21 protein-coding genes and 1 pseudogene are annotated in these 24,854 nt (G+C 71.8%); 12 read left to right on the top strand and 10 right to left on the bottom strand.

The window, feature by feature from the left end; all coding sequences use genetic code 11:
- The first annotated feature begins 872 nt into the window (after positions 1 to 872).
- From glgB to WMR31_RS06910, 3 genes are all read left to right on the top strand, one after another.
- A complete protein-coding gene (glgB, locus tag WMR31_RS22135) occupies positions 873 to 3,242 on the top strand; it encodes a 1,4-alpha-glucan branching protein GlgB (RefSeq protein WP_445321615.1) in 2,370 nt (789 codons plus the stop codon).
- Positions 3,243 to 3,278: 36 nt separating this feature from the next.
- A complete protein-coding gene (locus WMR31_RS06915; protein WP_340538052.1) occupies positions 3,279 to 3,827 on the top strand; it encodes a DUF411 domain-containing protein in 549 nt (182 codons plus the stop codon).
- Between the two features lie 86 nt (positions 3,828 to 3,913).
- Positions 3,914 to 4,978 carry an NUDIX hydrolase gene (locus WMR31_RS06910; RefSeq protein ID WP_340538051.1) on the top strand — a complete coding sequence of 355 codons (1,065 nt, stop codon included), beginning with the start codon at positions 3,914 to 3,916 and terminating at the stop codon, positions 4,976 to 4,978.
- Between the two features lie 36 nt (positions 4,979 to 5,014).
- On the opposite strand, the pseudogene WMR31_RS06905 reads toward WMR31_RS06910, so the two are convergent.
- Positions 5,015 to 5,893, bottom strand: a pseudogene (locus tag WMR31_RS06905) (EamA family transporter); the annotation flags it as partial.
- Between the two features lie 21 nt (positions 5,894 to 5,914).
- Here WMR31_RS06905 and WMR31_RS06900 point away from each other — a divergent pair.
- The 3 genes from WMR31_RS06900 (at position 5,915) to WMR31_RS06890 (ending at position 9,361) form a co-directional block, all read left to right on the top strand.
- Complete coding sequence (locus tag WMR31_RS06900) at positions 5,915 to 6,865, top strand: LysR family transcriptional regulator (protein ID WP_340538050.1); 951 nt, start codon at positions 5,915 to 5,917, stop codon at positions 6,863 to 6,865.
- Between the two features lie 87 nt (positions 6,866 to 6,952).
- On the top strand, positions 6,953 to 7,594 hold the full coding sequence (locus WMR31_RS06895; protein WP_340538049.1) for a suppressor of fused domain protein: 642 nt from the start codon (positions 6,953 to 6,955) through the stop codon (positions 7,592 to 7,594).
- A gap of 540 nt (positions 7,595 to 8,134) precedes the next feature.
- A complete protein-coding gene (locus tag WMR31_RS06890; RefSeq protein ID WP_340538048.1) occupies positions 8,135 to 9,361 on the top strand; it encodes an HNH endonuclease signature motif containing protein in 1,227 nt (408 codons plus the stop codon).
- 272 nt (positions 9,362 to 9,633) lie between these two features.
- On the opposite strand, the gene WMR31_RS06885 is transcribed toward WMR31_RS06890, so the two are convergent.
- Together WMR31_RS06885 and WMR31_RS06880 are read right to left on the bottom strand one after the other, a co-directional pair.
- Entirely contained in the window at positions 9,634 to 10,362 is a 729-nt protein-coding gene (locus tag WMR31_RS06885; RefSeq protein ID WP_340538276.1) for an EI24 domain-containing protein, read from the bottom strand.
- 73 nt (positions 10,363 to 10,435) lie between these two features.
- Positions 10,436 to 11,359: a co-chaperone YbbN gene (locus WMR31_RS06880; RefSeq protein ID WP_340538047.1), complete on the bottom strand. Its 924-nt coding sequence runs from the start codon at positions 11,357 to 11,359 to the stop codon at positions 10,436 to 10,438.
- 108 nt (positions 11,360 to 11,467) lie between these two features.
- Between WMR31_RS06880 and WMR31_RS06875 the strand changes: the two genes are divergently transcribed.
- A complete protein-coding gene (locus WMR31_RS06875; protein ID WP_340538046.1) occupies positions 11,468 to 12,727 on the top strand; it encodes an endonuclease/exonuclease/phosphatase family protein in 1,260 nt (419 codons plus the stop codon).
- Positions 12,728 to 12,791: 64 nt separating this feature from the next.
- Here WMR31_RS06875 and meaB read toward each other — a convergent pair whose 3' ends face one another.
- Both meaB and WMR31_RS06865 read right to left on the bottom strand, forming a co-directional pair.
- Positions 12,792 to 13,745, bottom strand: a complete 954-nt coding sequence (gene meaB / locus WMR31_RS06870) for a methylmalonyl Co-A mutase-associated GTPase MeaB (protein ID WP_340538045.1) — start codon at positions 13,743 to 13,745, stop codon at positions 12,792 to 12,794.
- The gene (locus tag WMR31_RS06865) at positions 13,729 to 14,919 is read right to left on the bottom strand and encodes an acetyl-CoA C-acetyltransferase (RefSeq protein ID WP_340538044.1); all 1,191 of its coding nucleotides are present in this window, start codon (positions 14,917 to 14,919) and stop codon (positions 13,729 to 13,731) included. The genes meaB and WMR31_RS06865 overlap by 17 nt, the downstream gene beginning before the upstream one ends.
- Before the next feature lie 152 nt (positions 14,920 to 15,071).
- Between WMR31_RS06865 and mce the strand changes: the two genes are divergently transcribed.
- The 4 genes from mce to WMR31_RS06845 all read left to right on the top strand — a co-directional run bounded on the left by mce (position 15,072) and on the right by WMR31_RS06845 (position 19,586).
- The gene (gene mce, locus WMR31_RS06860) at positions 15,072 to 15,524 is read left to right on the top strand and encodes a methylmalonyl-CoA epimerase (protein ID WP_340538043.1); all 453 of its coding nucleotides are present in this window, start codon (positions 15,072 to 15,074) and stop codon (positions 15,522 to 15,524) included.
- Positions 15,525 to 15,632: 108 nt separating this feature from the next.
- On the top strand, positions 15,633 to 16,979 hold the full coding sequence (gene ccrA, locus WMR31_RS06855; protein WP_340538042.1) for a crotonyl-CoA carboxylase/reductase: 1,347 nt from the start codon (positions 15,633 to 15,635) through the stop codon (positions 16,977 to 16,979).
- Positions 16,980 to 17,103: 124 nt separating this feature from the next.
- Positions 17,104 to 18,390, top strand: a complete 1,287-nt coding sequence (locus WMR31_RS06850; RefSeq protein WP_340538041.1) for a coiled-coil domain-containing protein — start codon at positions 17,104 to 17,106, stop codon at positions 18,388 to 18,390.
- The gene (locus tag WMR31_RS06845) at positions 18,387 to 19,586 is read left to right on the top strand and encodes an AI-2E family transporter (protein ID WP_340538040.1); all 1,200 of its coding nucleotides are present in this window, start codon (positions 18,387 to 18,389) and stop codon (positions 19,584 to 19,586) included. The genes WMR31_RS06850 and WMR31_RS06845 overlap by 4 nt, the downstream gene beginning before the upstream one ends.
- A gap of 60 nt (positions 19,587 to 19,646) precedes the next feature.
- On the opposite strand, the gene WMR31_RS06840 is transcribed toward WMR31_RS06845, so the two are convergent.
- From WMR31_RS06840 to WMR31_RS06820, 5 genes are all read right to left on the bottom strand, one after another.
- Positions 19,647 to 20,909, bottom strand: a complete 1,263-nt coding sequence (locus WMR31_RS06840; RefSeq protein ID WP_340538039.1) for a hypothetical protein — start codon at positions 20,907 to 20,909, stop codon at positions 19,647 to 19,649.
- A complete protein-coding gene (locus WMR31_RS06835) occupies positions 20,906 to 21,421 on the bottom strand; it encodes a SigE family RNA polymerase sigma factor (protein ID WP_340538038.1) in 516 nt (171 codons plus the stop codon). The genes WMR31_RS06840 and WMR31_RS06835 overlap by 4 nt, the downstream gene beginning before the upstream one ends.
- Positions 21,422 to 21,718: 297 nt before the next feature.
- Positions 21,719 to 22,774, bottom strand: coding sequence for a hypothetical protein (locus WMR31_RS06830; protein WP_340538037.1), 1,056 nt, complete (start codon positions 22,772 to 22,774; stop codon positions 21,719 to 21,721).
- A complete protein-coding gene (locus WMR31_RS06825) occupies positions 22,767 to 23,276 on the bottom strand; it encodes a SigE family RNA polymerase sigma factor (protein WP_340538036.1) in 510 nt (169 codons plus the stop codon). The genes WMR31_RS06830 and WMR31_RS06825 overlap by 8 nt, the downstream gene beginning before the upstream one ends.
- Positions 23,277 to 23,295: 19 nt before the next feature.
- Positions 23,296 to 24,276, bottom strand: a complete 981-nt coding sequence (locus WMR31_RS06820) for an EamA family transporter (RefSeq protein WP_340538035.1) — start codon at positions 24,274 to 24,276, stop codon at positions 23,296 to 23,298.
- 39 nt (positions 24,277 to 24,315) lie between these two features.
- Here WMR31_RS06820 and WMR31_RS06815 point away from each other — a divergent pair, with 39 nt between their 5' ends.
- Positions 24,316 to 24,852, top strand: coding sequence for a CGNR zinc finger domain-containing protein (locus tag WMR31_RS06815; protein ID WP_340538034.1), 537 nt, complete (start codon positions 24,316 to 24,318; stop codon positions 24,850 to 24,852).
- Positions 24,853 to 24,854 lie beyond the last annotated feature (2 nt).

Genomic DNA, 24,854 nt, shown 5'->3' with positions numbered 1-24,854 from the left:
ACGCCTCGGTGCTCAAGCTGTTCCGCAAGGTGACCCCGGGCGCCAACCCCGACATCACCGTGCACGAGGCGCTCACCCGGGCCGGTTCGCCCCACGTGGCCCAGCTCTACGGCTGGGTGTCGCTGGGCGGGACCCACCTCGGCATGCTCCAGCAGTTCCTGCGCGGCGCCACCGACGGCTGGGACCTCGCATTGGCGAGCGTGTCCGGCCCCGACCGCGCACCGGGCGACTTCACCGCCGACGCCGCCCGCCTCGGTGGCGCGCTGCGCGAGGTCCACAGCGCACTGCGCGCCGAGCTGCCGATCGGCGCCGACGACCCGCGTTCGCCCACGCCGACCGCCCTGGCCGCGGCGATGAGCGCTCGGCTGGAGTCCGCGCTCGGCATCGTGCCCGGGCTGGCGCCGCATGCTCCCGCCCTGCGCGCCGCCTATGACGCACTCGCAGCGCTGCCGCACATCGACGTCCAGACCGTGCACGGCGACCTGCACCTGGGCCAGACCCTGCGCACGCCGAGCGGCTGGAAGATCGTCGACTTCGAGGGCGAGCCCGCCAAGACCCTGGCCGAAAGGGTCCTGCCCGACTCCCCCTGGCGCGACGTCGCCGGGATGCTGCGCTCCTTCGACTACGCCCCGGCCGCCGCGGCATCCGCTCACCCCGGGGTGGCGCGCGCCGAGCACGGGCAGGAGTGGGCCGACCGCAGCCAGCGCGCGTTCCTCACCGCCTATGCCGGCGGCGCGCTCACCCCCGAGCAGCAGACCCTCGTCGACGCCTACGTCGCCGACAAGGCCGTCTACGAGGCGGTCTACGAGACCCGCAACAGACCCACGTGGGTGGAGATCCCGCTCGCCGCCATCGCCAGGATCGGAGCCACCATGCCGACCACTCCCGAGCAACCCCCAGCCTCCCCCGCCTCGCCCGACTCCCCGGTGCCCTCCTCACCCTCACCGGCGGTCCCCCTGCCGGCGCAGGTCGACTCCGGCGAGCTCGAGCAGATCGTGCGGGGCGAACACGGACACCCCCACGCCGTCCTCGGTCCGCACCCCAGCGAGGGCGCGGTCACCTTCCGGGTCCTCAAGCCACTGGCCGAGCGGGTCGCGGTGCGCTTCGGTGACACCGAGGTGCCGCTGGAGCACGAGCACGGCGGCATCTGGGTCGGAGCCGTGGCCGCCGAGTCGGTGCCGGGCTACCGCGTCGTCGTCGACTACGGGCAGGGCGAGACCGAGGTCGACGACCCCTACCGATTCCTGCCCACCCTCGGCGAGATCGACCTGCACCTGGTCAACGAGGGGCGTCACGAGAACCTCTGGCAGGTGCTCGGCGCCCGGGTGCACCGCTACGCCGAGCCGCTGCCCGACGATCCGGACGCGGAGATCGTCGGGACGTCGTTCGCCGTCTGGGCGCCCTCGGCGCGAGCGGTGCGGGTCAAGGGCGACTTCAACAGCTGGGACGGCCGCGAGCACCCGATGCGTCAGCTCGGCACCTCGGGGGTCTGGGAGCTCTTCGTGCCCGGTGTGGGCAGCGGTGCGGCCTACAAGTTCGCCGTGCTCGGCGCCGACGGCACCTGGCGTGAGAAGGCCGACCCGATGGCCTCGTGGTCCGAGGTGCCGCCCGGCACCGCCTCCCGCGTCTTCGAGTCACACCACGAGTGGGGCGACTCGGACTGGATGGCCGCACGGGCCGAGCGCAACCCGGTCGCGGAGCCGATGTCGATCTACGAGATGCACCTCGGCTCGTGGAAGCGGCATCCCGGCGGCGGGTTCTGGTCCTACGACGAGATGGCCGACGGGCTGGTGCCCTATCTGTCCGAGCTCGGCTTCACCCACGTCGAGCTGATGCCGGTCATGCAGCACCCGTTCGGCGGGTCGTGGGGCTACCACGTCACGTCCTACTTCGCGCCCGACTCGCGCTTCGGCGATCCCGACGGGTTCCGCCGCCTGGTCGACCGGCTACACCAGGCCGGCATCGGCGTCCTCCTCGACTGGGTGCCCGGGCACTTCGCCACCGACGAGTGGGCGCTGGCCCGGTTCGACGGGACCCCGCTCTACGAGGACCCCAACCCCCAGCGCGGCTGGCACCAGGAGTGGGGCTCCCACATCTTCAACTTCGGCCGGCCCGAGGTGCGCAACTTCCTCTACGCCAACGCGCTGTACTGGCTGGAGGTCTTCCACTGCGACGGCCTGCGCGTCGACGGCGTCGCCTCGATGCTCTACCTCGACTACGCCCGCAACGTGGGCGAGTGGGAGCCGAACAAGTACGGCGGCCGGGAGAACCTCGAGGCGGTGCAGTTCCTCCAGGAGATGAACGCCACGGTCTACCGGCGCGTGCCCGGCATCTGCACCATCGCCGAGGAGTCGACGTCGTGGCCCGGCGTCACCGCGCCGACGTCGCAGGGCGGCCTGGGCTTCGGCTTCAAGTGGAACATGGGCTGGATGCACGACACGCTCGACTACCTCCACCGCGAGGCCGTGCACCGCCAGTTCCACCACCACGACATGACCTTCGCGATCACCTACGCGTGGAGCGAGAACTACGTGCTGCCGCTGTCGCACGACGAGGTGGTGCACGGCAAGGGCTCACTGCTGCGGAAGATGCCCGGCGACCGCTGGCAGCAGCTGGCCACGCTGCGGGCCTACTACGCCTACATGTGGGCCCACCCGGGCAAGCAGCTGCTCTTCATGGGCTCCGAGCTCGGCCAGGAGTCGGAGTGGGCGGAGTCTCGTGAGCTCGACTGGTGGCTGCTCGACCACCCCGAGCACCGGGGCCTGGCCGACCTGGTCCGCGACCTCAACCACACCTACGCCGACACCCCGGCCGCGTGGGCGCTCGACGGGTCGCCGGAGGGCTTCGCCTGGATCGACGCCGACGACGCGGGCCGCAACGTCTACAGCTTCGTGCGGCGCGCCGCCGACCCGGCCACCGACCCCGATCTGGTGTGCGTGAGCAACTTCGCCGCGATCCCCCACGACGGCTACCGGGTCGGTCTCCCCTCGGCGGGGGTCTGGCGCGAGGTGGTCAACACCGACGCCGACGTCTACGGCGGCTCCGGCGTCGGCAACCTCGGCTCGGTCACCGCGGTCGAGGGGCAGCACGGCTCCATGCCGGCCCACGCCGACGTCGTCCTGCCTCCGCTCGGGACGCTGTGGCTGCGGCGCGAGCCGGACGTGGAGGCGACGCAGGAGTCCGCCGAGGGCGCGGCCGCGCAGGCGCGCACCGTGGCGGTCGAGGCGTCGGATCCGGCCTAGGACCTCCGCACTGGGACCACTGGCTATGGTCCCGGCATGGGCATGCGGACGGGTCGACGTGGCTTGATCGGACTGGCGCTGGCAGGTGGTGCCATCGCCCTGTCGGGCTGCGGGTCCGAGGCGCCGAGCCGGCCCTCGACGCCGAGTCGCACTCCGGCGCAGGGCGGCTCCGCGACGCCGGTGGGCGGCGACCTCGCCGTGTCGAAGGACCCCACGTGCGGCTGCTGTGGTGGGTGGATCGAGCACGCGGAGGACAGCGGGTTCACCGTCACCGTGGACCACCCGGACTCTCTCGACGACGTCTTCGCCGCGCACGACGTCGCCGCCGACGTCCAGTCCTGTCACCTCACCCGGCACAGCAGCGGCGCGCTGTTCGTGGGCCATGTGCCGGCCCCGATCCTCGCCTCCTACCTGGCCGATCGACCGGCCGGATCACGGGGCCTGAGCGTGCCCGGCATGCCGGTAGGCAGCCCGGGAATGGAGGCGGGCGACGACTTCGAGCCCTATGCCGTCCTGCTGCTGCACGAGGACGGCTCGACCTCGACCTTCGCCGAGGTCACCCGAGCCTCCGAGCAGTACTTCTGATTCGGTCGCACCGGCGCCGAGCCAGCCGCGTCCTGCGCGGCGGTGGCGCTGCCAGGCGTTTGGGAGCCACGGCCTAGCCTGAGGTGGTGAGCACCGATCCCGAGTCCCCCGGCACCCTGCCGACGCTCACCGACGGCGTCGTCACGCTGCGACCGTGGCGCGAGAGCGACGTGGAGCCGACCTGGGAGGGCCACGACGAGCAGGTGCGCTACTGGTTCGGCGAGGCCGACCGGCCCAGCCTGGACCGCTGGCGCGAGGTGGTCCGTGGCTGGCGCGACGGGCCCGACGACGGACGCTTCAGCTTCGTGATCGACGTCGACGGCACCCCAGTGGGCACCGTCGAGCTGCGCTCGGTCGGCGAGCACACCGGCGAGCTGTCCTACTGGCTCTACGCCGGGCAGCGCGGCCACGGGTGGGCCGCGCGGGCGGTCCGCAGCATCACCGACTGGGCCCTCACCGCGGTCGACCAGGGTGGCCGGGGCCTGAGCCGCGTCCAGGCGCGGATCGAGCCCGAGAACGCCTCCTCGCTGCGCGTGGCCAATCGCAGCGGACTGCGCCGCGAAGGCATCGAGCGGGTCGTGGCCGGCACGGGCGATCGCCCCGAGGCCGAGGAGTACGTCGTCCTGGCCCGGCTGGCCTCGGACCCGCCGCTGAGCGAGCCGGGCGCCTTCCGGGCGCTGCTGAACTCGTTCCTGCCGCGCAAGCGGGCGATCGCGCAGATGCTCATCCGTGACTCCCCGGAGTCGGAAGCGCGGGTGCTGCTGTGCCAGCTCACCTACAAGCAGGACTGGGATCTGCCGGGCGGCGTGGTCGAGGTCGGCGAGTCGCCGCGGGTCGCGGTCAGCCGCGAGGTCGCCGAGGAGCTCGCACTCACCATCGACGCCGGACCGCTCCTGCTCACCGACTGGCTACCGCCGTGGGGCGGCTGGGACGACGCCCTGTGCCTCGTCTTCGACGGCGGGGTCCACCCGGCCTCGATCACCGACCGGATCGTCCACGAGGCCCGCGAGATCCGCACCGCGCGGTTCTGCACCCTCGAGGAGGCCGTCGACCGGTGCACCGACTTCACCGCACGCCGGGTCGAGGCGGCGCTCGGTGCCGCCGTCTCCGGCGTCCCGGCATTCACCGAGAGCGGGCGCCCGGTCTCGTGACCGGATCCCTGACCGCGCGGGCCTGAGCGCGACCAGGACTCCCAGCACCATCACGACCCCGCCGACCGTCTCGGCGGCATTCGGGCGTTGGCCCAACAGCACGGCGGCCGAGGCCATCGCGACGACCGGCGCGAGCAGCACCCACGGCACCACGGCGGCCGACGGGTTGCGGCCGAGCAGGGTGTTGAAGATCCCGTAGCCCACCAGGGACGCCAGGCCCGCGGTGTAGAGCGTGGAGAGAGCAGCCTGCCAGCCGAAGGCGCCCAGGCCGGCGGCGACGGCGGCGGGGCCGTCGACCAGGAGCGAGAGCGCGAACAGGGGCACGGGCACCACCGCGGCCGACCACACCGTCAGCGCCAGGCCGCCGCTGGCCCCCGAGGCGCGGGAGACGACGTTGCCGATCCCCCAAGACAGCGCCCCGAGCAGGCACAGCGCCAGCGCTGTCAGGGGCACGTGCCCGCCGCGCCCGAGGCCGACGACGACCAGTCCGGCACTGCCCACCAACACGCCGAGCGTCTGGGTCGCGGTGGGTCGCTCACGCAGCACTCCGGCAGCGATCGCGACGGTGAAGATGACCTGGGCCTGGAGCACGAGCGCAGCGAGACCGGGCGGCATCCCGGCGTCCATGGCCACGTAGAGGAAGCCGAACTGGCCCAGCGACATGAACGCCCCCACCGCCGCCAGCGTGCGCCACGGCAGGTCGGGGCGTGGGAGGAGGAAGATCGCCGGGAGCAGCACGACCGTGAACCGGATCGCTGCGAACAGCAGCGGCGGCACGCCGTCCATGCCCCAGTCGATGACGACGAAGTTGAAGCCCCAGATGGTCGCCACGAAGGCGGCGAGGAGGGAGTCGCGGCGGTTCACCGCTCCAGTGTCGACACCGAAACCGTGAAGCACCAGCGAATGATCCTGCATCTTATTCGGTAGTGTTCGTACATGATCGATCTCGACGCGCTGCGCTCGCTACGGGCGGTCGATCGGCACGGCTCGGTGGTGGCCGCGGCCGAGTCGCTCGGCTTCACGCCCAGCGCGGTCTCCCAGCAGGTCAAGCGGCTCGAGCGCGACACCGGTGTCGCGCTCCTGGAACGGGTGGGCCGCGGCGTCATGCTCACCGGCGAGGGACGTCACCTCGTCGACGCCGGCGGGCGGCTGCTCGCCGACCTCGAGGAGGTCGAGGCCGGCCTGCACCGGCGCACCGAGCGGGTCGCCGGGCACCTGCGACTCGGCGCGTTCTCCACCGCGATGCGCGGCCTGGTGGCACCCGTGGTCCGGCGCCTCCTAGACGAGCACCCAGACCTGCGGATCAGTCTCGTCGAGTGCGAGCCGTGGGACGCGGTCGGCCTGGTCGCCACCGGTGAACTCGAGGTCGGCGTCGTACACGTGTGGGGCGACGTCCCCATCGACATGCCAGAGCACGTGGCGCGATGCTCGATCGGCCATGACGAGGCCGACGTCATCCTCCATCGCGATCACCCGCTCGCACAGCGAGCAGTGCTCACTCCTGCCGATCTCGTCGAGGAGGACTGGATCGCCACGCCCGATGGGACCATCTGTCGCCAGTGGCTCAGTCGCATGTACGACGGCACCGGACGTCGTCCGCGCATCGCCCACGAGTCAATGGAGTTCGACTCGCACCTCGCCCTGGTCCGCGCCGGTCTCGGCATCGCACTCGTACCCCGCCTGGGCCGCGCGACCCTGGGCGAGCAGCTGGTCGCGATCCCCGCACGCGACCCGGTGCCCACCCGCGACGTCGTCGTCGTCCATCGCCGCACGATGAGCGACTCCCCCGCCGTCCGCGCCCTGCTGGCGGCGCTGTCGGAGTCATCACCGACATCTTCGCCCGGCGCTGGGTCGACTAGGCCGACGCGGACGTCATCGGCACGCTGACGCCGCCGTCGTCCGGCTTGCCATGCAGCGTCGACTCGCCTGACTCGGGTGTTCTGTCGGCTGCCGTGATGCCCTACGCTCCGCGCCATGGAGCTCGAGGCGGCGATGACGGCTCACCTGGAGCGGCACCTGGGGGCGGTCACCTCAGTGCTGCGCGACATGAGGCCGGTCGGCCGGCGTCTCGACGTCCTGGTGGTGGCGCCGACGCCCGAGCACCCCTACCAGACACTGGTGACCTGCGGGATGAGCGCCGTCGAGCAGCACATCCCGCCCCCGCAGCGCGAGCACGGGTTCGGGTTCGTGGAGCTGATGCTGATGCTGCCGCCCGACTGGTCCCTGACCGCCGCGTCGACCGCGTGGCCGATCGAGCAGCTGCGCCTCCTGGCGCGCCTGCCGCAGCAGCGGCACACCTGGCTCGGCTACTGGCACGGCATCCCCCACGGCGAGCCGCCTACGCCGTACTCGGCGAGCACAGACTTCTGCGCCATGGCGGTGCTGCCACCGATCGTCTTGGATGACGAGTTCCGCACCATCCATCGCGACGCCAGACCCTCCATCGAGCTGCTCGCCCTCGTCCCGCTCTACGCCGACGAGTGGGCTGCGAAGCTGCGCGGAGGCATGGACACCCTCCTCCCCGGCTTCGAGCGGATCGGCCTCACCGAGCTCCTGGACCCCCACCGTCCCTCCGCCGTGGTCCACCACCCCGATCGACTCGACACCCGAGGTTGAGCGAGCGAGCGCCAGCCGCCGGAGGTTGAGCAAGCGAGCGCCAGTGAGCGCTGACGAAACCCCGGCGACCGATTGCGAGACTGTGGCGGGCTCTTGTTGCCTCGGTGCATCCGCTGACCAGGGTGGTGGGGTGGCCGCGCGCGTAGCCGACCGAGTCTCGCCGTCAAGGACGCTCGCTGCGCTCGCGCCACTGCGTGGCGGCTTCGCCGTCCTTGACCGCGAGCCTCGCTCGATCGGCTGGTCCGACGCGCTGCCGGCACGGGCTCCGCCCGCGCCGCCGCCTGCGCGGCCACCCCTGACCGGTCCGCAGTCGACGCGCCGTGTCGCCGGAGGTTGAGCGAGCGAGCGCCAGCGAGCGCCCATTGACTGATCGAAACCCCGCAGCCGACGTGCGGCCAGGCCGCCGGAGGTTGAGCAAGCGAGCGCAAGCGAGCGCCGACGAAACCCCGGCGCCCACAAGCCGACCCGACCATCGAGAACCAACCCACACCCTCACTAGAACACACTGGCGAATCAACGCAAACCGCGGTAGAATCAGACATGCCCACAACCACCCGCCACGCCGACCCGGCCCTCGCCGCGGTCCGCGCCGCCGAGACGGTGGTACGCGAGGCCGAGGTCGCCAAACTCCACGCGGTGCTGGCGTGGGCGGCCGAGCACACCATCGACAACGAGGACGACGTGCCGGACCGGATGTCGTTCGGGGAGTGCCCGCTGCATCTGGCCGGCCGGGGTGCGCCGGTGGTCGAGGAGTTCGCGGCCTACGACCTCGCCGCCGCGTTGGGCCTGTCCTCGGAGTCGGGGTGCGCCTACCTCGGTGAGGCCCTCGAGTTGCGGCAGCGCCTCCCCAGGCTGTGGGCCGCGGTCACCGCCGGACGACTGGTGGTGTGGAAGGCCCGCAAGATCGCCCGCGCCACCATCGCGCTCCCGGTCGAGGGCGCGGCCTATGTCGACCAGCGACTCGCCCAAGCGGTCACCAAGATCTCGTTGGTCCAGATCCGCCGGCTGGTCCAGGAGGCCATCCTCCGGTTCTCACCCCAGGACGTGAAGGACGACCAGCCCGACCGGCGTCGGGTGATCATCGACTTCCACCTCACCGACACCGACGGCAACGTGCCGGTCGATGCGGTCCTCGCCGCACCGGATGCCCACGCCCTCGAACAAGCCCTCCGCGACGGCGCGAAACGCCTGGCCGACTCCGGCTGCGAGGACACCCTCGACGCGAGGCGGTCCATGGCACTCGGTGACCTCGCTCGCGGCGACCAGGCCCTCGATCTCGGGCGCGGGACGTCGGTCGTGGTGCACCTCCACCAAGACTCACGCGACGTCGGAAGGTGTGAGACCACCAGAAGTCCGGTCACCGTGGAGACCATCCGCCAATGGGTCGGGAGCGCGGCGAAGGTGTTCCTCCGTCCCGTGATCGACCTCAACGACACCGTCCACGTTGAGGCCTACGAGGCCCCCGACCGGCTCCGCCGTCAGATCGAACTGCGTGATCTGACGTGTGTGTTCCCGCACTGCCACAAGCCGGCCAGCCGTTGCGACCTGGACCACGTCTGCCCCCACAGTCGCGGTGGCGCGACCTGTACCTGCAATCTCGCCCCACTGTGTCGTCGTCATCACCGGGCGAAGACCCACGGTGCGTGGCGCTACCTCGTCGAGCATCCCGGGTCCTACCGGTGGACCGTGCCCTCAGGCACGGCCTACCCCCGAGACCACCACGGCACCACCCCCCTCGGCCCCACCCCGGCACTCGCCGAGCCCTGACCACCCCGCCCCGACACCCCGCCACCACCGGCGGGGCCACCGGCACGCTCCGCGGCCGGAGGTTGAGCAAGCGAGCGCCAGCGAGCGCCGACGAAACCCCGGCAACCCTCCCTTGCCAGCGTTCCCGAGGTCGGTTGCGAGGTTTCGTCGGCGCCGGCCGGGATCGTTCCTCGCCCGCCCGGCTTGCTCAACCTCCGAGGGCGCGCAGGACGGGCGTCGTCACGCCTTCCGAGCTCACTGCGGCACGGTACTGCGGCGGGGTCGAAGACCTTCTAGCCCTTGACCGCGGCGTACGGCAGCGCCGGGAGGTCGTCGAGGATCTCGCGGGCCAGCACCGTGGCGCCGGCGACGGCGACCGGCATCACCAGCACGCCACCGAACGGGACGAGGAAGCAGGCCTGCGTCACGACGCCGAAGCCGAGCACGGCGCGGCGATAGGGACGCAGGAGCTCCTTCTGCGCGGCGCCGTCGAGGCCACGTGCCTCCATCGGCCTCGCGAGCAGGCCGCGGGCGAGCAGCCTGCCGGAGAGCACGACGCCGAGGACGACGCCGAACACGGGGCCGATGACCGGGATGAACCCGCTGCACAGCACCAGGATCGAGAACCCCAGACCGACCACCGCCAGCTTGAGCCCGTCGAGGGCCGAGCGCCAGAACCCGACGCCGTCGCCGAGCTTGGCGGGCCCGATCATCTCCTCGGTGGCCCGCCAGATGCGCTCGTAGAACGGATCTCCGACGGTGAGGGTGATGCCGGTGAACGTCGCCGACCACAGCATCACGCATCCGACGACGATCGCTACCGCGAGCAGGACGCGTACGAGGGTGCGGATCGCTTCGGTCCAGTCGTCGGCGAACGGAGTCAGCCACGCGGTGACGTTTCCGAGGTTGAGCACCAGGAGCACGAACGCGGCGGAGAGGATGCAGAAGACCACGAAGGCCGGCACCATGCCGAGGACGAACAGCTTCGGCCGGGTGCGCAGCAGCTGCCATCCACGCGGCAGGCAGCCGGCGCCGTAGCCGAAGTCGCGTACCGCGCTGGTGACCTGCCGCGCGCCAGGGGGGTTCAGGACAACCTCAGAACAGGGCCGAGGCGAGCCGCTGGCGTGCCTGGAGCACCGTCGGGTCGTCGTTGCCGACCGCGGCGAACAGGCCGATCAGGTGCTCGCGGGCACGGTCGCGGTCCTTGTCAGAGGTGATGCGTACCAGCTCGATCAGCCGGCCGAAGGCCTCCACGGGACGCCCTTCGGCGAGCTCGACGTCGGCCGCCAGCGTCTGCGCGTCGACGTCGGCCGGGGCGGCGTCGGCGGCAGCCCGGACCGCGTCGGCGTCGGCGCCCTGGGTCCGCTGCAGCACCTGCGCCATCGCGAGGCCGGCGGCGGCCTCGGCGTCGGCCGGGTTGGCGTCGATCAGCTTCTGGTACTCGGCGACGGCTCCGTCGATGTCGTCGCGGGCCAGCGCGTCCTCAGCGGCCGCGTAGCGAGGGTCGCCGCCCTCCTCGTCGCCGTCCTCGTCGCCGCCGCCGGTGCTCAGCGGCTGGTGGCGGGCGGTCATCCCCTGAGCCGCGAGGCCCTGGACGACCTGGGTCAGCGCCGTGCGCAGCTCCTCGAGCGGGACGACGTCCTGGAGCAACGGCGCCGGTCGCCCGTCGAGTACCGCAACCACCAGCGGGATCGACTGCACCTGCATGGCCTGGGCGATCTGCGGCGAGGTGTCGACGTCGACCAGACCGACCAGGAACCGTCCCTCGAACTCGCCGGCCAGGGTGGCCATGTCGTCGGCGAGCTGACCACTCTCGGGCATCCGGGTGCGGGAGAAGAGCACGAGCAGGACGGGGGCGGTCATCGACATCTCGAGGACCTGCTGGAAGTTCTCGGTCGTCACTTCCAGGACGTAGGACCCGGCGACTCCCCCACCGCCCGGCGCACCGCCAGAGCCTGCGGCAGGTCGCTTGAGTGCGGACAGGTCGATCGCGCCACGGGAGAACGGCTGCTGCGTCATGACGCCGATCCTAGTAAGACCGGTCCAGGGTCGGACGCCGACCGGCTTCACCGGCCGTTCACTCGCTCGCAGCGGCCCCCGTCCCCGGCGCGTGGCAGGGTGAGCGACATGACTCGGCTCTCTGGATCTCCTCGGGTGCGGCTGCCACGGCTGATTGCCCTCTCCTCCCTGCTGCTACTCGGCGCCGGCCTCCTCGCCGGCGTCCCCGCGGCTGCCGACGGGCAGCCCGGCGGTCACCACAACGGGCACCACGGTGGGCACGGACAGACCGTCCGCTTCCAGACCTTCAACGCCTCCCTGAACCGCGCCACCGAGGGCCAGCTGGTGCGAGACCTCTCGACCCCGGACAACGCCCAGGCGGCTGCGGTGGCCGAGATCATCCAGCGCACCCGCCCCGACGTCGTGCTGCTCAACGAGTTCGACTACGTCGCCGACGGCTCGGCGGTCGACCTGTTCCGCCGCAACTACCTCCAGGTGGGGCACCACGGCGCCGCGCCGATCGACTACCGCTACGCCTACCTGGCGCCGTCGAACACCGGGATCCCCAGCGGCTTCGACCTGGACAACAACGGGACGGTCGGTGGCGGCAACGACGCCTACGGCTTCGGCGACTTCGAGGGTCAGTACGGCATGGTCGTGCTCAGCCGCTACCCGATCGAGGCCCGCAAGGTCCGCACCTTCCAGCACTTCCGCTGGCAGGACATGCCGGGCAACCTGATGCCGACCGACTTCTACTCTCGCGAGGAGCAGGCCGCGCTCCGGCTGTCCAGCAAGTCGCACTGGGACGTGCCGATCCGGATCGGCCACGAACGGGTGCACTTCCTCGTCTCGCATCCCACGCCGCCGACCTTCGACGGTCCCGAGGATCGCAACGGCCGGCGCAACCACGACGAGATCCGGCTCTGGGCCGACTACGTCTCCGGCGGTCGCGACGCCCGCTACCTCTACGACGACCAGGGACGTCGCGGCGGACTCCCCCGCGGTGCCTCATTCGTGATCGCCGGCGACCAGAACGCCGATCCGCTCGACGGCGACTCGGTCGCGGCCGCCGTCGACCAGCTGCTCGACCACCGCCGGATCACCGACCCGCTGCCGACGTCGGCCGGCGGACCGGAGGCGAGCGCACGCCAGGGCGGCGCGAACCTCACCCAACGCGGCGACCCCGCCTTCGACACCGCCGACTTCGCCGACTCCCCGGCGCCCGGAAACCTGCGCGCCGACTACGTCCTGCCCTCGCGCGGCCTGCGGATCCGCGACGCCGGCGTGTTCTGGCCGACGCCGTCCGACCCGCTCTCGCGGCTCACCGGCGAGTACCCGTTCCCCTCCTCCGACCACCGCGCCGTCTGGGTCGACCTCCACCTGCGCTGACCGACCGCCGCATTTTCGCTGACCCGTCAGCTATAGCTGACGGGTCAGCGTCACCTTGGGCGAGTCAGCTGTGGATAAGCCGGTCCGCGGCGGCGTACGGGTCGATCTCTCCTGCTGCGACGGCGGCCGCGAGGGTGGCGAGCTCGGTGTGGCCGCCGAGGTCGGCCCACCGCGAGCGAAGCGCCGCGACGGCGATCGCCTCGATCTCGGCGCGCGCGCGGCGCTCCCGGCGGCGGCCGAGCTCGCCGGATTCGATCGACCACGTGTGGTGCTCGCCGAGCGCGGTGACCACCGCCTCGACGCCGTCGCCGGTCTGCGCGACTGTCTTGAGCACCGGACGCCGCCAGGCGCCCTCCTCACGCTCGGCGAGCGCGAGGGCCGAGCGCAGGTCGCGCGCCACCTGGGCGGCGCCGTCGCGGTCGGCCTTGTTGACGACGTAGACGTCGCCGATCTCGAGGATGCCGGCCTTCGCGGCCTGGATGCCGTCACCGAGCCCCGGGGCCAGCAGGACGACGGTGGTGTCGGCCAGCCCGGCGACCTCGACCTCGCTCTGGCCGACGCCGACCGTCTCGACCAGCACGACGTCGAACCCCGCCGCGTCGAGCACGCGCACCGCCTGCGGGGTCGACCACGACAGCCCGCCGAGGTGGCCGCGGGCGGCCATCGAGCGGATGTAGACGCCCTCGTCGAGTGCGTGCTCCCCCATCCGGATCCGGTCGCCGAGCAGGGCACCCCCGGAGAACGGCGAGGACGGGTCCACCGCGAGGACCCCGACGCGTCGGCCGTCGGCGCGCAACGCCGCGACCAGGGCATTGGTCGACGTCGACTTGCCGACGCCGGGTGCGCCGGTCAGACCCACCACGTGTGCACGGCCGGTGTGCGGCGCGAGCGCCGCAGTGACCTCGCGCAGCCGTGGCGACTCGTCCTCGATGAGCGAGATCAGCCGGGCGATCGCCCGGGACTCCCCGTCCCGGGCGCGCGCGACCAGATCGGTGGCGGACTCAGCTCTTCGGGACACGGACGATCAGCGCGTCGCCCTGACCGCCGCCGCCGCACAGCGCGGCCGCGCCGATGCCGCCGCCGCGACGCTTCAACTCGAGTGCGAGGTGGAGCACCACGCGCGCACCGGACATGCCGACCGGGTGGCCGAGCGCGATCGCGCCGCCGTTGACGTTGACCTTCTCCGGGTCGAGGCCAAGGGCGCGGGTCGACTCGATGCCGACCGCGGCGAAGGCCTCGTTGAACTCGACCAGGTCGAGGTCGGTCGGCGCGATGCCCTCCTTCTCGCAGGCCTTCGCGGTGGCGTTCGCCGGCTGCATCTGCAGGGTCGAGTCGGGGCCGGCGACCATGCCGTGCGCGCCGATCTCGGCCAGCCACTCGATCCCGAGCTCCTCGGCCTTGTCCTTGCTCATCACCACGACCGCGCACGCGCCGTCGGAGATCTGGGAGGCCGAGCCGGCGGTGATCGTGCCGTCCTTGCTGAAGGCCGGACGTAGCTTGCCCAGCGACTCCGCGGTGGTGTCGCCGCGTACACCCTCGTCCTGGGTCACCACGACCGGGTCGCCCTTGCGCTGCGGGATCGAGACCGCCACGACCTCCTCGTCGAACACGCCGTTCTTCCAGGCCTCGGCCGCCTTCTGGTGCGAGGACGCCGCGAACTCGTCCTGCTCCTTGCGGGTCAGCTGGGTGCGCGAGGAGTTGTAGTCCTCGGTGAGCGAGCCCATCGCCTGCTGGGTGGTCTGGTCGTACAGCGCGTCGTAGGCCATCGAGTCGACCAGGGTCGTGTCGCCGTACTTGAAGCCGGTGCGCGACTTCGGCAGCAGGTGCGGGGCGTTGGTCATCGACTCCATGCCGCCGGCGACGATGACGTCGGCCTCGCCGGCGCGGATCATCTGGTCGGCCGTGGCGATGGCGTTGAGGCCCGAGAGGCACACCTTGTTGATCGTGATCGACGGGACGTCGGTGGGCAGCCCCGCGGCCAGTCCGGCCGTGCGGGCCGGGTTCTGCCCGGTGCCGGCCTGGATGACCTGGCCCATGATCAGGTAGTCGACCTGGTCGCCGGAGATGCCGGCCTTCTCCAGGGCGCCCTTGATGGCCACTCCCCCGAGGTCGGCGACCGACTGGGAGGCGAGGCCGCCGAGCAGGCGACCGATCGGGGTGCGAGCCCCGGCGACGATGACGGATCCGGACATGACTGCCTCCGCACGAGAGAATGAGAAGAGTGGTGCTTCTCGTGACCATACCCACGCCGCGCGGAGACGTGGGAGGCCGGCAGCGGGCCGTGCGATGAGTCATAGGTCACAGCCCTCGCCGCGGCCGGGCGGCGGCGTCCACAATGACGCGCATGAGCGCACCGCTGGAGATCCCCGAGCCGTTGTTCGTCGCCATCGACCACGTCGGGATGGCCGTCCCCGACCTCGACGAGGCCATCGCGTTCTACCGCGACGTCCTCGGGATGCGCCTGGCCCACGAGGAGACCAACGCCGAGCAGGGCGTGCGCGAGGCGATGATGGCCGTCGGCGACTCCGGCTCGTGTGTCCAGTTGCTCGCCCCGCTGGACGAGACCTCGACGATCGCCAAGTACCTCAACCGCTCGGGCCCGGGCTGCCAGCAGATCGCCTACCGCGTCACCGACGTCGAGCAGGTCAGCGCGATCCTGCGCGAGCGCGGCCTGCGCCTGCTCTACGACGAGCCGCGCCGCGGCACCAGCGACTCCCGGATCAACTTCGTGCACCCCAAGGACGCCGGCGGCGTGCTCGTCGAGCTGGTCCAGCCTGCCGAGTCGGCGCACGCCTGAGCCGACTCGCCTCTGCCGGGCTCGCGTGACCTTCGGCACAGACCCCTGGACAGGGGGTTACCCCTCGGTATCTTGCCCGCAACCCCTCGACTCCCAGGAGCCCTCGCCATGCAGCAGATCCTCGACACCATCCTCGCCGGGCAGACCGGGGAGGCGACCAGCGCGGACTTCGCCTCGCTGCCTCTGCCGGAGTCCTACCGTGCGGTGACGGTGCACAAGGACGAGGTCGACATGTTCGAGGGCATCGCCTCGCGCGACAAGGACCCCCGCAAGAGCCTGCACGTCGAGGACGTCGCCCTGCCCGAGCTCGGGCCCGGTGAGGCCTACGTCGCGGTGATGGCCTCGGCGATCAACTACAACACCGTGTGGACCTCGATCTTCGAGCCGGTCTCCACCTTCGGCTTCCTCGAGCGCTACGGGCGGCTCTCCCCCTTGGCCAAGCGCCACGACCTGCCCTACCACGTAGTCGGCTCCGACCTGGCCGGAGTCGTGCTGCGCACCGGACCCGGCGTCCACTCCTGGCAGCCGGGCGCCGAGGTGGTCGCCCACTGCCTCTCCGTCGAGCTCGAGCGCCCCGACGGCCACGACGACACGATGCTCGACCCCGAGCAGCGGATCTGGGGATTCGAGACCAACTTCGGCGGCCTGGCGCACATCGCGCTGGTCAAGGCCAACCAGCTGATGCCCAAGCCGGCGCACCTGACCTGGGAGGAGGCCGCCTCCCCCGGTCTGGTCAACTGCACCGCCTACCGCCAGCTCGTCAGCAAGAACGGCGGCGCGATGAAGCAGGGCGACAACGTGCTGATCTGGGGCGCCTCCGGCGGCCTCGGCGGCTTCGCCACGCAGTACGCGCTCAACGGCGGCGCCAACCCGATCTGCGTGGTCTCCAACGAGGAGAAGGCGGCCATCGCCCGGTCGATGGGTGCGGAGATGATCATCAACCGCTCCGAGGCCGGCTTGAAGTTCTGGAAGGACGAGCACACCCAGGACCCCAAGGAGTGGAAGCGGTTCGGCGGCCTGATCCGCGACCTCACCGGCGGCGAGGACATCGACATCGTCTTCGAGCACCCCGGACGCGAGACCTTCGGCGCGAGTGTCTACGTGACCCGCAAGGGCGGCACCATCACCACCTGCGCGTCCACGTCGGGCTACATGCACGAGTACGACAACCGCTACCTGTGGATGAACCTGAAGAAGATCATCTCCTCCCACTTCGCCAACTACCGCGAGTCGTGGGAGGCCAACCGGCTCATCGCCAAGGGCAAGATCCACCCGACGCTGTCGCGCACCTACAGCCTCGACGACGTCGGGCAGGCCGCCCTCGACGTCCACCACAACGCCCACCAGGGCAAGGTCGGCGTGCTGTGCCTGGCTCCCGAGGAGGGCCTCGGCGTCCGCGACGATGAGATGCGTGCCACGCATCTGGAGGCAATCAACCGGTTCCGCGGCGTCTGAACGCTCCGCCGGGGAGACTGGACCCGAAGCCGTACGCGGCCGGGGTGGGATCGGGGCGCCCGATCGGTAATCATGGTCCCGGACCGCATTCCCTCCCACCCCGACGCGAACGAGGTCATCGACCATGCCCGACCAAGGCCTGTCCATCTTCGACGAAGAGCCCGAGGACGACACTGCGGTGCCGGCCACCGGATCGGGGAAGGGCGCCGCGGCATCCTCGAAAGCCGATCCGTCCGGTCCAGCGTCTCAGCGCACCCAGGTGATGCCCGCGGCGCGGGGTCAGGCGACGTCGCCGCGCGGCGTCCCGGCGGCGCGACCGGCCGCGCCGGCAGCCGCACCGGCCGGCGGCGCGCCCGCCCGCCCGGTGGTCCCGCCGGCAGCGGCCGCGGTCTCCTCGGTGACCACCGATCCCTTCCCCGTCGTGCGCCGCAATGGCTACGATCGCGCGGTCGTCGACGCGCGGGTGCGCGAGCTGAGCAGCGACAAGGCCACGCTCAGCGCCAGTCTCGCCGAGGCCGACGCGCGGGTGGCCGCGGTGGAGGCGGAGCTCGAGGCGGTCCGCGCCGAGCTCGGTGAGCAGCAGAACCCGTCCTACGCGGGCCTGGGCGGCCGGGCGAGCACCATGCTGCGCCTGGCCGAGGAGGAGGCCGACGAGATCCGTGAGGTCGCCCAGCGCGAGGCCGGCGACATCCGCGACCAGGCCAACCGCGATGCCAAGGCGATCCGCGCCGACGCGACCCGCGAGGTCGAGGACATGAAGGTCGTCCAGCTGCGCGAGCTCGACGAGGCCCGCGCCCGCCTGGCCGCCGACTCCGAGCAGGAGCGCTCGCTGGCCAAGGCCGAGGCGGCCGACATCCTGGCCGCCGCCCGCCGCGAGTCCGACCAGCTCCGGTTGGCCGCCGAGCAGGAGACCAACGAGCTGCGCACCGGCGCCACCCGTGCCGCGGAGCAGGCTCGCGCCGCCGCCGACCGCGAGGTGCAGGAGGCGCGGCGGACCCTCGCGGTGGAGAAGGAGCGGCTCGCGCGCGAGGCCACCGACCACCACAACTCGGCGGTCGCGGAGACCAAGCGTCTGGTGAGCGAGGCCGAGCAGCGGGCGGCTGCGGCCGAGAAGCGCGCCGCCGAGGCCACCAAGCAGGCCACCGACCACCGCGCTGCCGCGGCGACCGAGGCGGAGAGCCTGCTCCAGCGGGCCCGCCGCGAGGCCGAGCAGATCGTCACCGCCGCCCAGCAGAAGGCCGAGGCGATCGAGACCAGCAGCGACGACGCCGCTCAGCGCGAGATCGCCGCCACCCAGGCCGAGCTCACCCGCCTGGTGAAGCGTCGCGACGCCATCACCGCACAGCTCGCCTCGCTCCGAGACGTCGTCGCCGGGTTCGCCGACGACTCCGGCGAGGACGAAGGTCGTTGACAGGGGCTGATCGGGCCGCCGACCGAGCCGAGGACGCCGCCGACCGGGCCGAGAGCTCGGCCGCGGCGGCCGGGCGCTCCGCGGACGTCGCCGAGGGGGCCGCCGGCGAGGCGGCCCACCATGCCGCGGTCGCCTCCGACGACGAGTTCGGCGAGCCCGGGGCACCGTTCGAGAAGCGCAATCCGTTCTACCTCGGCTTCGTCGGCGCCTTCGGCGCCCTCACCGCCTGGTTCATCTTCGAGGCCCTGGTCGGCATCGGCTCGGTGCTGACGCTGGTCGTCGTGGCGATGTTCCTGGCGGCCGGCCTGAACCCGGCGGTGGAGACGCTGGAACGGATCGGTCTGCGCCGCTCCTGGGCCTGCGCGATGGTCATCGTCGCCGCGCTCGGCGCGGTGGCGCTCTTCATCGTGGCGATCGTGCCCGTCATCACCGACCAGGTGAAGGCGCTGACCGACAACGTCCCGGGCTGGCTCGATCAGCTCCAGTCGAACAAGAAGATCCAAGAGCTCGACGCCGAGTACGACATCATCGGCAAGATCCAGGACTACGTCGCCGACGGCGACTTCGTCAGCGGCCTGTTCGGCGGTGCGCTCGGCTTCGGCCTGAAGATCATCTCGGCGCTGTTCAACGCATTCATCGTCATCGTCCTGACGCTGTACTTCCTGGCCTCGCTCGACACGACCAAGAAGGCCATCTACCGGCTCGCACCGGCCTCGCGCCGCGACCGCGTCACCAGGCTCGGCGACCGCGTCCTGCACAACATCGGCGGCTACGTGTCCGGGGCGTTCATCGTGGCCCTGTGCGCCGGGCTGTCCTCGCTGGTCTTCCTGTTCGTCATCGGCCTCGGCGACTACGCCGTCGCCCTGGCGTTCGTCGTCGCGCTGCTCGACGTCATCCCGATGATCGGCGCGACCCTCGGCGCCGTGGTGGTGAGCGCGATCGCCTTCGCCACGGACCTAAAGATGGGGGTCTTCTGCGTCATCTTCTACATCGTCTACCAGCAGGTCGAGAACTACGTCATCTACCCGCGGGTGATGAAGAAGTCGGTCGACGTCCCGGGTGCGGTCACCGTGATCGCTGCCCTCATCGGTGCGGCGCTGCTCGGAGTCGTGGGCGCCCTGCTGGCCATCCCGACGGCGGCCGCGATCCTGCTGATCCTGCGCGAGGTCGTGGTGCGGCGGCAGGACACCCGGTGACGGCCTCGCCGGCCGCGCAGCGGGAGCCGCACGGCCGGCGAGTGGACGTCCTGGGGCGTCTCAGCCCTGCAGGCGCGGGTCGGTCACGAGCCGGATCGCCTCGTCGACCGGCAGCCCGTCGACGTCGGTGACGTAGAGCCAGATCGCGCGGTGGGCGCCGTCGAGGGTGACGTCGTAGCCACCGCCGGCGGCGTTGCGGCGGTAGTCGATGCGTACCGTGCCGGCCTCGGTCTCCCGGGTGACGCACAAGGTGGCGTAGGCCTGGTCGCACGGCCCGTCGATCGTGGTGTTCCCCCGACCGTCGTTGAGGCTCAGCTCCGAGCCGAACACCGTGCCGGACCAGTAGCCGGCCAGGTCGCCCGACCAGCTCTCCCCGCTCACCTCGTCAGCGCCGAGGACGTCGCGGGCGACGTCACGCAGGACCGTGCCGTGGAGCACGTCGGGCGTGACCGCGGCGGGGTGGCCGGGCAGGTCGAGTGCCGGGTCGGTGAGCACTGCGGCCAGCTGCTCGTCGGTGACGTCGATCCCACTCACCGGCGTCGAGGTCTCGTTGCCGTAGAGGTTCTGCAGCGCGATGCCGGTGACGTAGCCGTCGGCCCGCCGGTGGTAGTAGGTCGTCGTCTGCGTCGAGGTGTCCTCCACCTCGGTCACCTCGGTGCCGGCCAGGTCGGTCTCCGAGCAGATCGTGCTCGGAGCCTGCGCGCCAACGCCCCCGCAGTCGACGCCGAAGCCGTTGCTCACCGTGACCGTGACCATCCCGAGGCCGTCCTCGCCCGGATTGGTCCACCCCAGGCTCTGAGTGATCGAGGAGACCGCGAACTCGGTGCTGGAGCCACCGTTGGCCGACGAGTCGACCTCCGCCTGGCTGATGTGGTCTCCGGCCGGGTCGAGGTGTCCGGACACCGCGACCCTGAGGCCGCGGAGCAGCTGCCGATCGGCAGGGGTGTCGTCGACGGCGGACGGCGGGGGCTTCCTCCCCCCGTTCTCGACGGTGCTCAGGGGGATCACCGTCTCGTCCTCCGCGACCGGCGGCGTGACCTCGGGCCCGCTCGGGGTGGGTCCCCCGCCTCCGGCGAAGCCAGCCTGCTCGGAGGGTCCGGTTGCGCCGGACGGCTTGTCCGGATCGGACATCAGCGTGGGTGCGACCGCCGCGCCGAGACCGACGACCGCCACGGTCGCCAGAGCGGCGCCGCCGATGGCAGCGCGGCGCCGCACGGTCCGGTGACGGCGTCCGCGGCCGAGGTCGTCGTCGATCGCGACGGCCGGGGAGTCCATCCGGTCGGTCAGGTCGCGCAGGCGGTCTTCGAGGTCGTGCTCGTTCATCGGTGCTCTCCTTGGCTGGACGTGAGGGCCAGCGCCGTGCGCAGGTGGGCGAGCGCGGCGGCGGTCTGGCTCTTCACCGTCCCGGGGCTGATCCCCAGGTCGGCGGCGGTCTCGTCGACGGACAGGCCCCAGTAGTGGCGCAGCACCACCACCTGGCGTTGTCCGGGAGCCAGCCCCCGCAGGGCGGTCCAGAGCACGTCGGACTCCATCGGATCGGCTCGGTCCTCGGCGGCTGCGTCGATGCCGTCGAGTCCCGCACGCTCGCGCCGCCAGGGTCGGCGCTTCTCGTTCAGATGGGTGGTGACGATCACCCGGCGCACATAGGCGTCGATGGAGTCCACCCGGCTGATCCGCGACCAGGAGGCGTAGACCCGCGACAGTGCGGTCTGCACGATGTCCTCGGCCTGGTCCCGGTCACCGCACAGCAGCCAGGCCGTGCGATGCAGCCGTGCTCGCCGGCTCGCGACGTACTCGCTGAAGTCCGCGTCACGCCGCTCATCTCGACGTCCCATCCCGCTCCGATCCTGTTCCGAACCACTGTGCCGCATATGGCGTCCAGGTGGTGTCCGTGGTGCTCTTCACCTACCTCAACACGGTCGGCGCGGGATCGGTTGGCTCGACTCGGGCCGGATATCTGCCCAGCGGCTCAGCCTGGATCCACCGATTGTCGGCGTTTGCTGCGCGTCACCAGATGGGTGCGATGGCAAGGCGCGGTCGCGAAGGCGTTCTGGTTGACCTTCGAGCGGCCGCAACGTCGCCAGCGTGCCCATATGGTGGCGCGCAGCAGGCGAGAATCGGTGGATCCAGGCTCAGCCCTGGATGCCGATGAACCGCTCGTAGACCCAGGCACCTCCCAGGACGGGTCCGGTGAGCAGGTGGTGGTACTGCGGGCCGGCCCACGGCACGGTCGCCTCGGTGACCCGATGACCGATCGGATCCCCGGCGACCGAGGCGATGCCGCAGGTGAGGTCGTAGGCGACCGCCGGGGCGCCGTTCGCACGGGTGCTCAGCACCACCGTCTCGTCGCCGTGATAGGAGCAGGACTGCGCATCGGGAGCGCGGCCGACCGCCTCGGCGGTCTGCTTGACCAGGCTCGGGTCGATCTGCTCGGCGTAGGCCAGCTGGCCGCTGCGGTAGGCACACAGTCGCCCGTCCGAGCCGTCGAGACCTGCGGGGTCGGTCTCGGGGACGCCGTCCATGGTCGCGGCGCACAGGTCGCCGGCACCGACAGAGTCCAGGACCGCCTGACGCAGCGCGGCGTCCTTGGCGGCCACCGAGATCACGACACCGTCGACCTCGACGCTCTCGCGAACCCAGCCGTCCCCGAGGTCGCTCTCGCCGGGCCTCACGCCGGCGGCGTCGAACCAGACGTACGGCGCGGTGGGAGTCTGGTCCGGACCGGTCACCGAGCACGCGTCGGTCCACAGGATCGGGCGACCCACGTAGGGCTTGCCGACGGGAGGCCCGCCGCATGCGTCCGGGGTGGCGCCCCACTCCCAGTCGGCCGGCACGTCGACCCGCGCGCCTCGCCAGTACTCGGTCCGCATCTCCCACTGGGTCTGCGGGGCGGTGCCCGTGTCGGCGGGGGTGGCAGAGCGGTCCGGGCCGCCTGCCTCGCGGCCGGGGTCGGGCGTGTCGTCGGCGGCGAGCCGCCAGGCGACTCCCCCGCCCACGGTCAGCACGACGGCGGCCGCCGCGGCGATCGGGATCCAGCGCCGGTGGCGCGCGGGTCGCGCGGAGTCGCGGGCTCGGTCGACCAGGGCGGGGTCGACCTGGGCGCCCTCGGCGCGCCGGCGCAGCCCGTCGCGGAGGATCTCGTCCAGTTGGTCGTCGTTGAGGTGGTTCGGGTCGTTCGAGTCAGGCATGTCCGTCCTCCGGTGTGGTCAGCTCGCGACGCAGGGCGCTCAGCCCGCGGTGGACGTGGGAGCGTGCGGTCGCCTCGGTGACCTCCAGCACCCGGGCGATCTCGGCGTAGTCGAGGTCCTCGTAGTAGCGCAGCACCACGGCGGCGCGCTGCTGGGGCGGCAGCGCCTCGCAGACCCGCCACACGGCGTCGTCGCGCGCGACCTGCTCGCCCGGATCGTCGAACCGCCCCGTCGGGCGGTCCCGAACCTCCGCGACGCTCAGCTCTCGACGTCCGCTGCGACGCCAGGCCGAGATGTTGGCATTGACCACCATCCGGCGCACGTACACATCCGGGTCGGCGGTCCGCGAGATGCGCGACCACTGCGCGCACGCAGTGGTGAGGGCCGTCTGCACGGCGTCCTCGGCGGCATCTTGCGACCCGGTGACCAGGTAGGCGAACCGCACCAGTGCGGCGAGCCGGGCAGAGGCCCACTCCTCGAAGGTCGCCTCGGCCGTTCTCACGCTTCCATCCACGCAGGGTTCACGCGGGAAGCGGCTCCGGTGTGGCATCGCCGGCCGATATTTCTCGCTCGCCGAGCTTGACGCCGATCACACCGACCAGGATCAGGACGCCGCCGAGCAGCTGCACGGGGGCGGGGAGCTGGTCGAGGAGGAGCCAGGCCCAAACGACTCCGGCGACGACCTCGCTCAGTGCCACGAACGACGCGAGCCGCGACCCGAGCGCCCGGCCCGCGGCGATCCCGGTGGTGTAGGCGACCGCGGCGGTGACCACGCCCAGAAGGATCAGCGGCACCCACCACGCCAGCGCGGTACCTGCGTAGACGACATCGGCGGTCTCGGCGTGCATCGGCAGCAGGCCGACCAGACCGAGGAGGCCCAGCGCGAGCGCACCGACCACCAGGCCGCCGGCAGCCAGGGTGAGCGGCGGCAGCCCGTAGGAGTGGTTGCCGTTGATGATGAAGTACGACGCGGCCCCGACCATGGCAGCCAGCGCCCAGGCCAGACCCGGGAGGCTGAGGTCGGCGCCGGAGAGCAGGTCGAGGACGAGGACCAGGCCGATCACGCACACCGCTGCCCCGCCCAGCGTCATCGCGCCGGGGCGCTGCCCGTGCCGCAGCCAGAACCACACCACCACCGCGGCGGGTGCGGTGTACTCGATCAGCAGGGCGGGCCCGACCTGCATGTACTGCACGGCGGAGAAGTAGCAGAACTGGGCGCCCGCGACCGCGGTGAGGCCGTAGTAGACGATGATCCGCGCGTTGCGGCGCAACGCCGACCAGCGTCCGCCGAGCGCGCGCACGCCGAAGGGCAGGACGACCGCCGCGGCCAGGCCGATCCGGATCAGGGTGACCGCACCGGGACTCCACCCGGCGTCGAGCAGCGGCCGGGCCAGCGCGCCGGAGAGGCCGAAGGAGATCGCCGAGACGAGCGCGAGCACGAGGCCACCAGAGAGCCTGGAGGCGCGCCCCGCGGTCGGGTCGTCATGCGCCAACGTCGTCATGACTCATGACAATACGGAGGCCTTCGGTAATCTGTCAACGTGGTTCTCGCTCATGACGTCGGACTCTCCCTCCAAGGCGCCACCGTGCTCGCCAACAGTGCCCTGGAGCCGGTGAGCATCTCGACCATCGCCGACCTCGACGAGTTCTTCGTCGAGCACCACTTCACCGGTCGCCACGACCGCGACGCCGCCGAGCGCGACGCCGTCCTGGCGCTGCGCCCCGAGCTCCGCGCCCTCCTCACCGCGAGCCGCGACGAGGCCGTCACACTCGTGAACCGGATGCTCGCCGAGGAGTCGGCCGTGCCACAGCTGGTGCGCCACGACGAGTTCGACTGGCACCTGCACGCGGTCTCCTACGACGCGCCCTGGGCCACCCGGATCCGGGTCGAGACAGCGATGGCGATGATGGACGTGATCCGCAGCGACGAGATGTCGCGGCTCGGGATCTGCGCCGACGACGACTGCGAGGGCGTCGTCCTGGACCTGTCGCGCAACCGATCGCGCCGGTTCTGCTCCACCGCCTGCGGCAATCGCAACGCCGTGGCGGCCTACCGGGCCCGACAGGCCTCCGGCTGAGG

The organism is Nocardioides epinepheli (assembly GCF_037936805.1).
Classification (GTDB): domain Bacteria; phylum Actinomycetota; class Actinomycetes; order Propionibacteriales; family Nocardioidaceae; genus Nocardioides.
Note: the sequence above shows the minus strand (reverse complement) of the source record. Positions and strands in the feature narration are given on the sequence as shown.

Coding starts and splice junctions, on each gene's coding strand:
- glgB (WP_445321615.1), top strand. CDS start 873: ATGCCGACCACTCCCGAGCAACCCCCAGCCTCCCCCGCCTCGCCCGAC.
- WMR31_RS06915 (WP_340538052.1), top strand. CDS start 3,279: ATGGGCATGCGGACGGGTCGACGTGGCTTGATCGGACTGGCGCTGGCA.
- WMR31_RS06900 (WP_340538050.1), top strand. CDS start 5,915: ATGATCGATCTCGACGCGCTGCGCTCGCTACGGGCGGTCGATCGGCAC.
- WMR31_RS06895 (WP_340538049.1), top strand. CDS start 6,953: ATGGAGCTCGAGGCGGCGATGACGGCTCACCTGGAGCGGCACCTGGGG.
- WMR31_RS06890 (WP_340538048.1), top strand. CDS start 8,135: ATGCCCACAACCACCCGCCACGCCGACCCGGCCCTCGCCGCGGTCCGC.
- WMR31_RS06880 (WP_340538047.1), bottom strand. CDS start 11,359: ATGACGCAGCAGCCGTTCTCCCGTGGCGCGATCGACCTGTCCGCACTC.
- WMR31_RS06875 (WP_340538046.1), top strand. CDS start 11,468: ATGACTCGGCTCTCTGGATCTCCTCGGGTGCGGCTGCCACGGCTGATT.
- WMR31_RS06865 (WP_340538044.1), bottom strand. CDS start 14,919: ATGTCCGGATCCGTCATCGTCGCCGGGGCTCGCACCCCGATCGGTCGC.
- mce (WP_340538043.1), top strand. CDS start 15,072: ATGAGCGCACCGCTGGAGATCCCCGAGCCGTTGTTCGTCGCCATCGAC.
- ccrA (WP_340538042.1), top strand. CDS start 15,633: ATGCAGCAGATCCTCGACACCATCCTCGCCGGGCAGACCGGGGAGGCG.
- WMR31_RS06850 (WP_340538041.1), top strand. CDS start 17,104: ATGCCCGACCAAGGCCTGTCCATCTTCGACGAAGAGCCCGAGGACGAC.
- WMR31_RS06840 (WP_340538039.1), bottom strand. CDS start 20,909: ATGAACGAGCACGACCTCGAAGACCGCCTGCGCGACCTGACCGACCGG.
- WMR31_RS06835 (WP_340538038.1), bottom strand. CDS start 21,421: ATGGGACGTCGAGATGAGCGGCGTGACGCGGACTTCAGCGAGTACGTC.
- WMR31_RS06830 (WP_340538037.1), bottom strand. CDS start 22,774: ATGCCTGACTCGAACGACCCGAACCACCTCAACGACGACCAACTGGAC.
- WMR31_RS06820 (WP_340538035.1), bottom strand. CDS start 24,276: ATGACGACGTTGGCGCATGACGACCCGACCGCGGGGCGCGCCTCCAGG.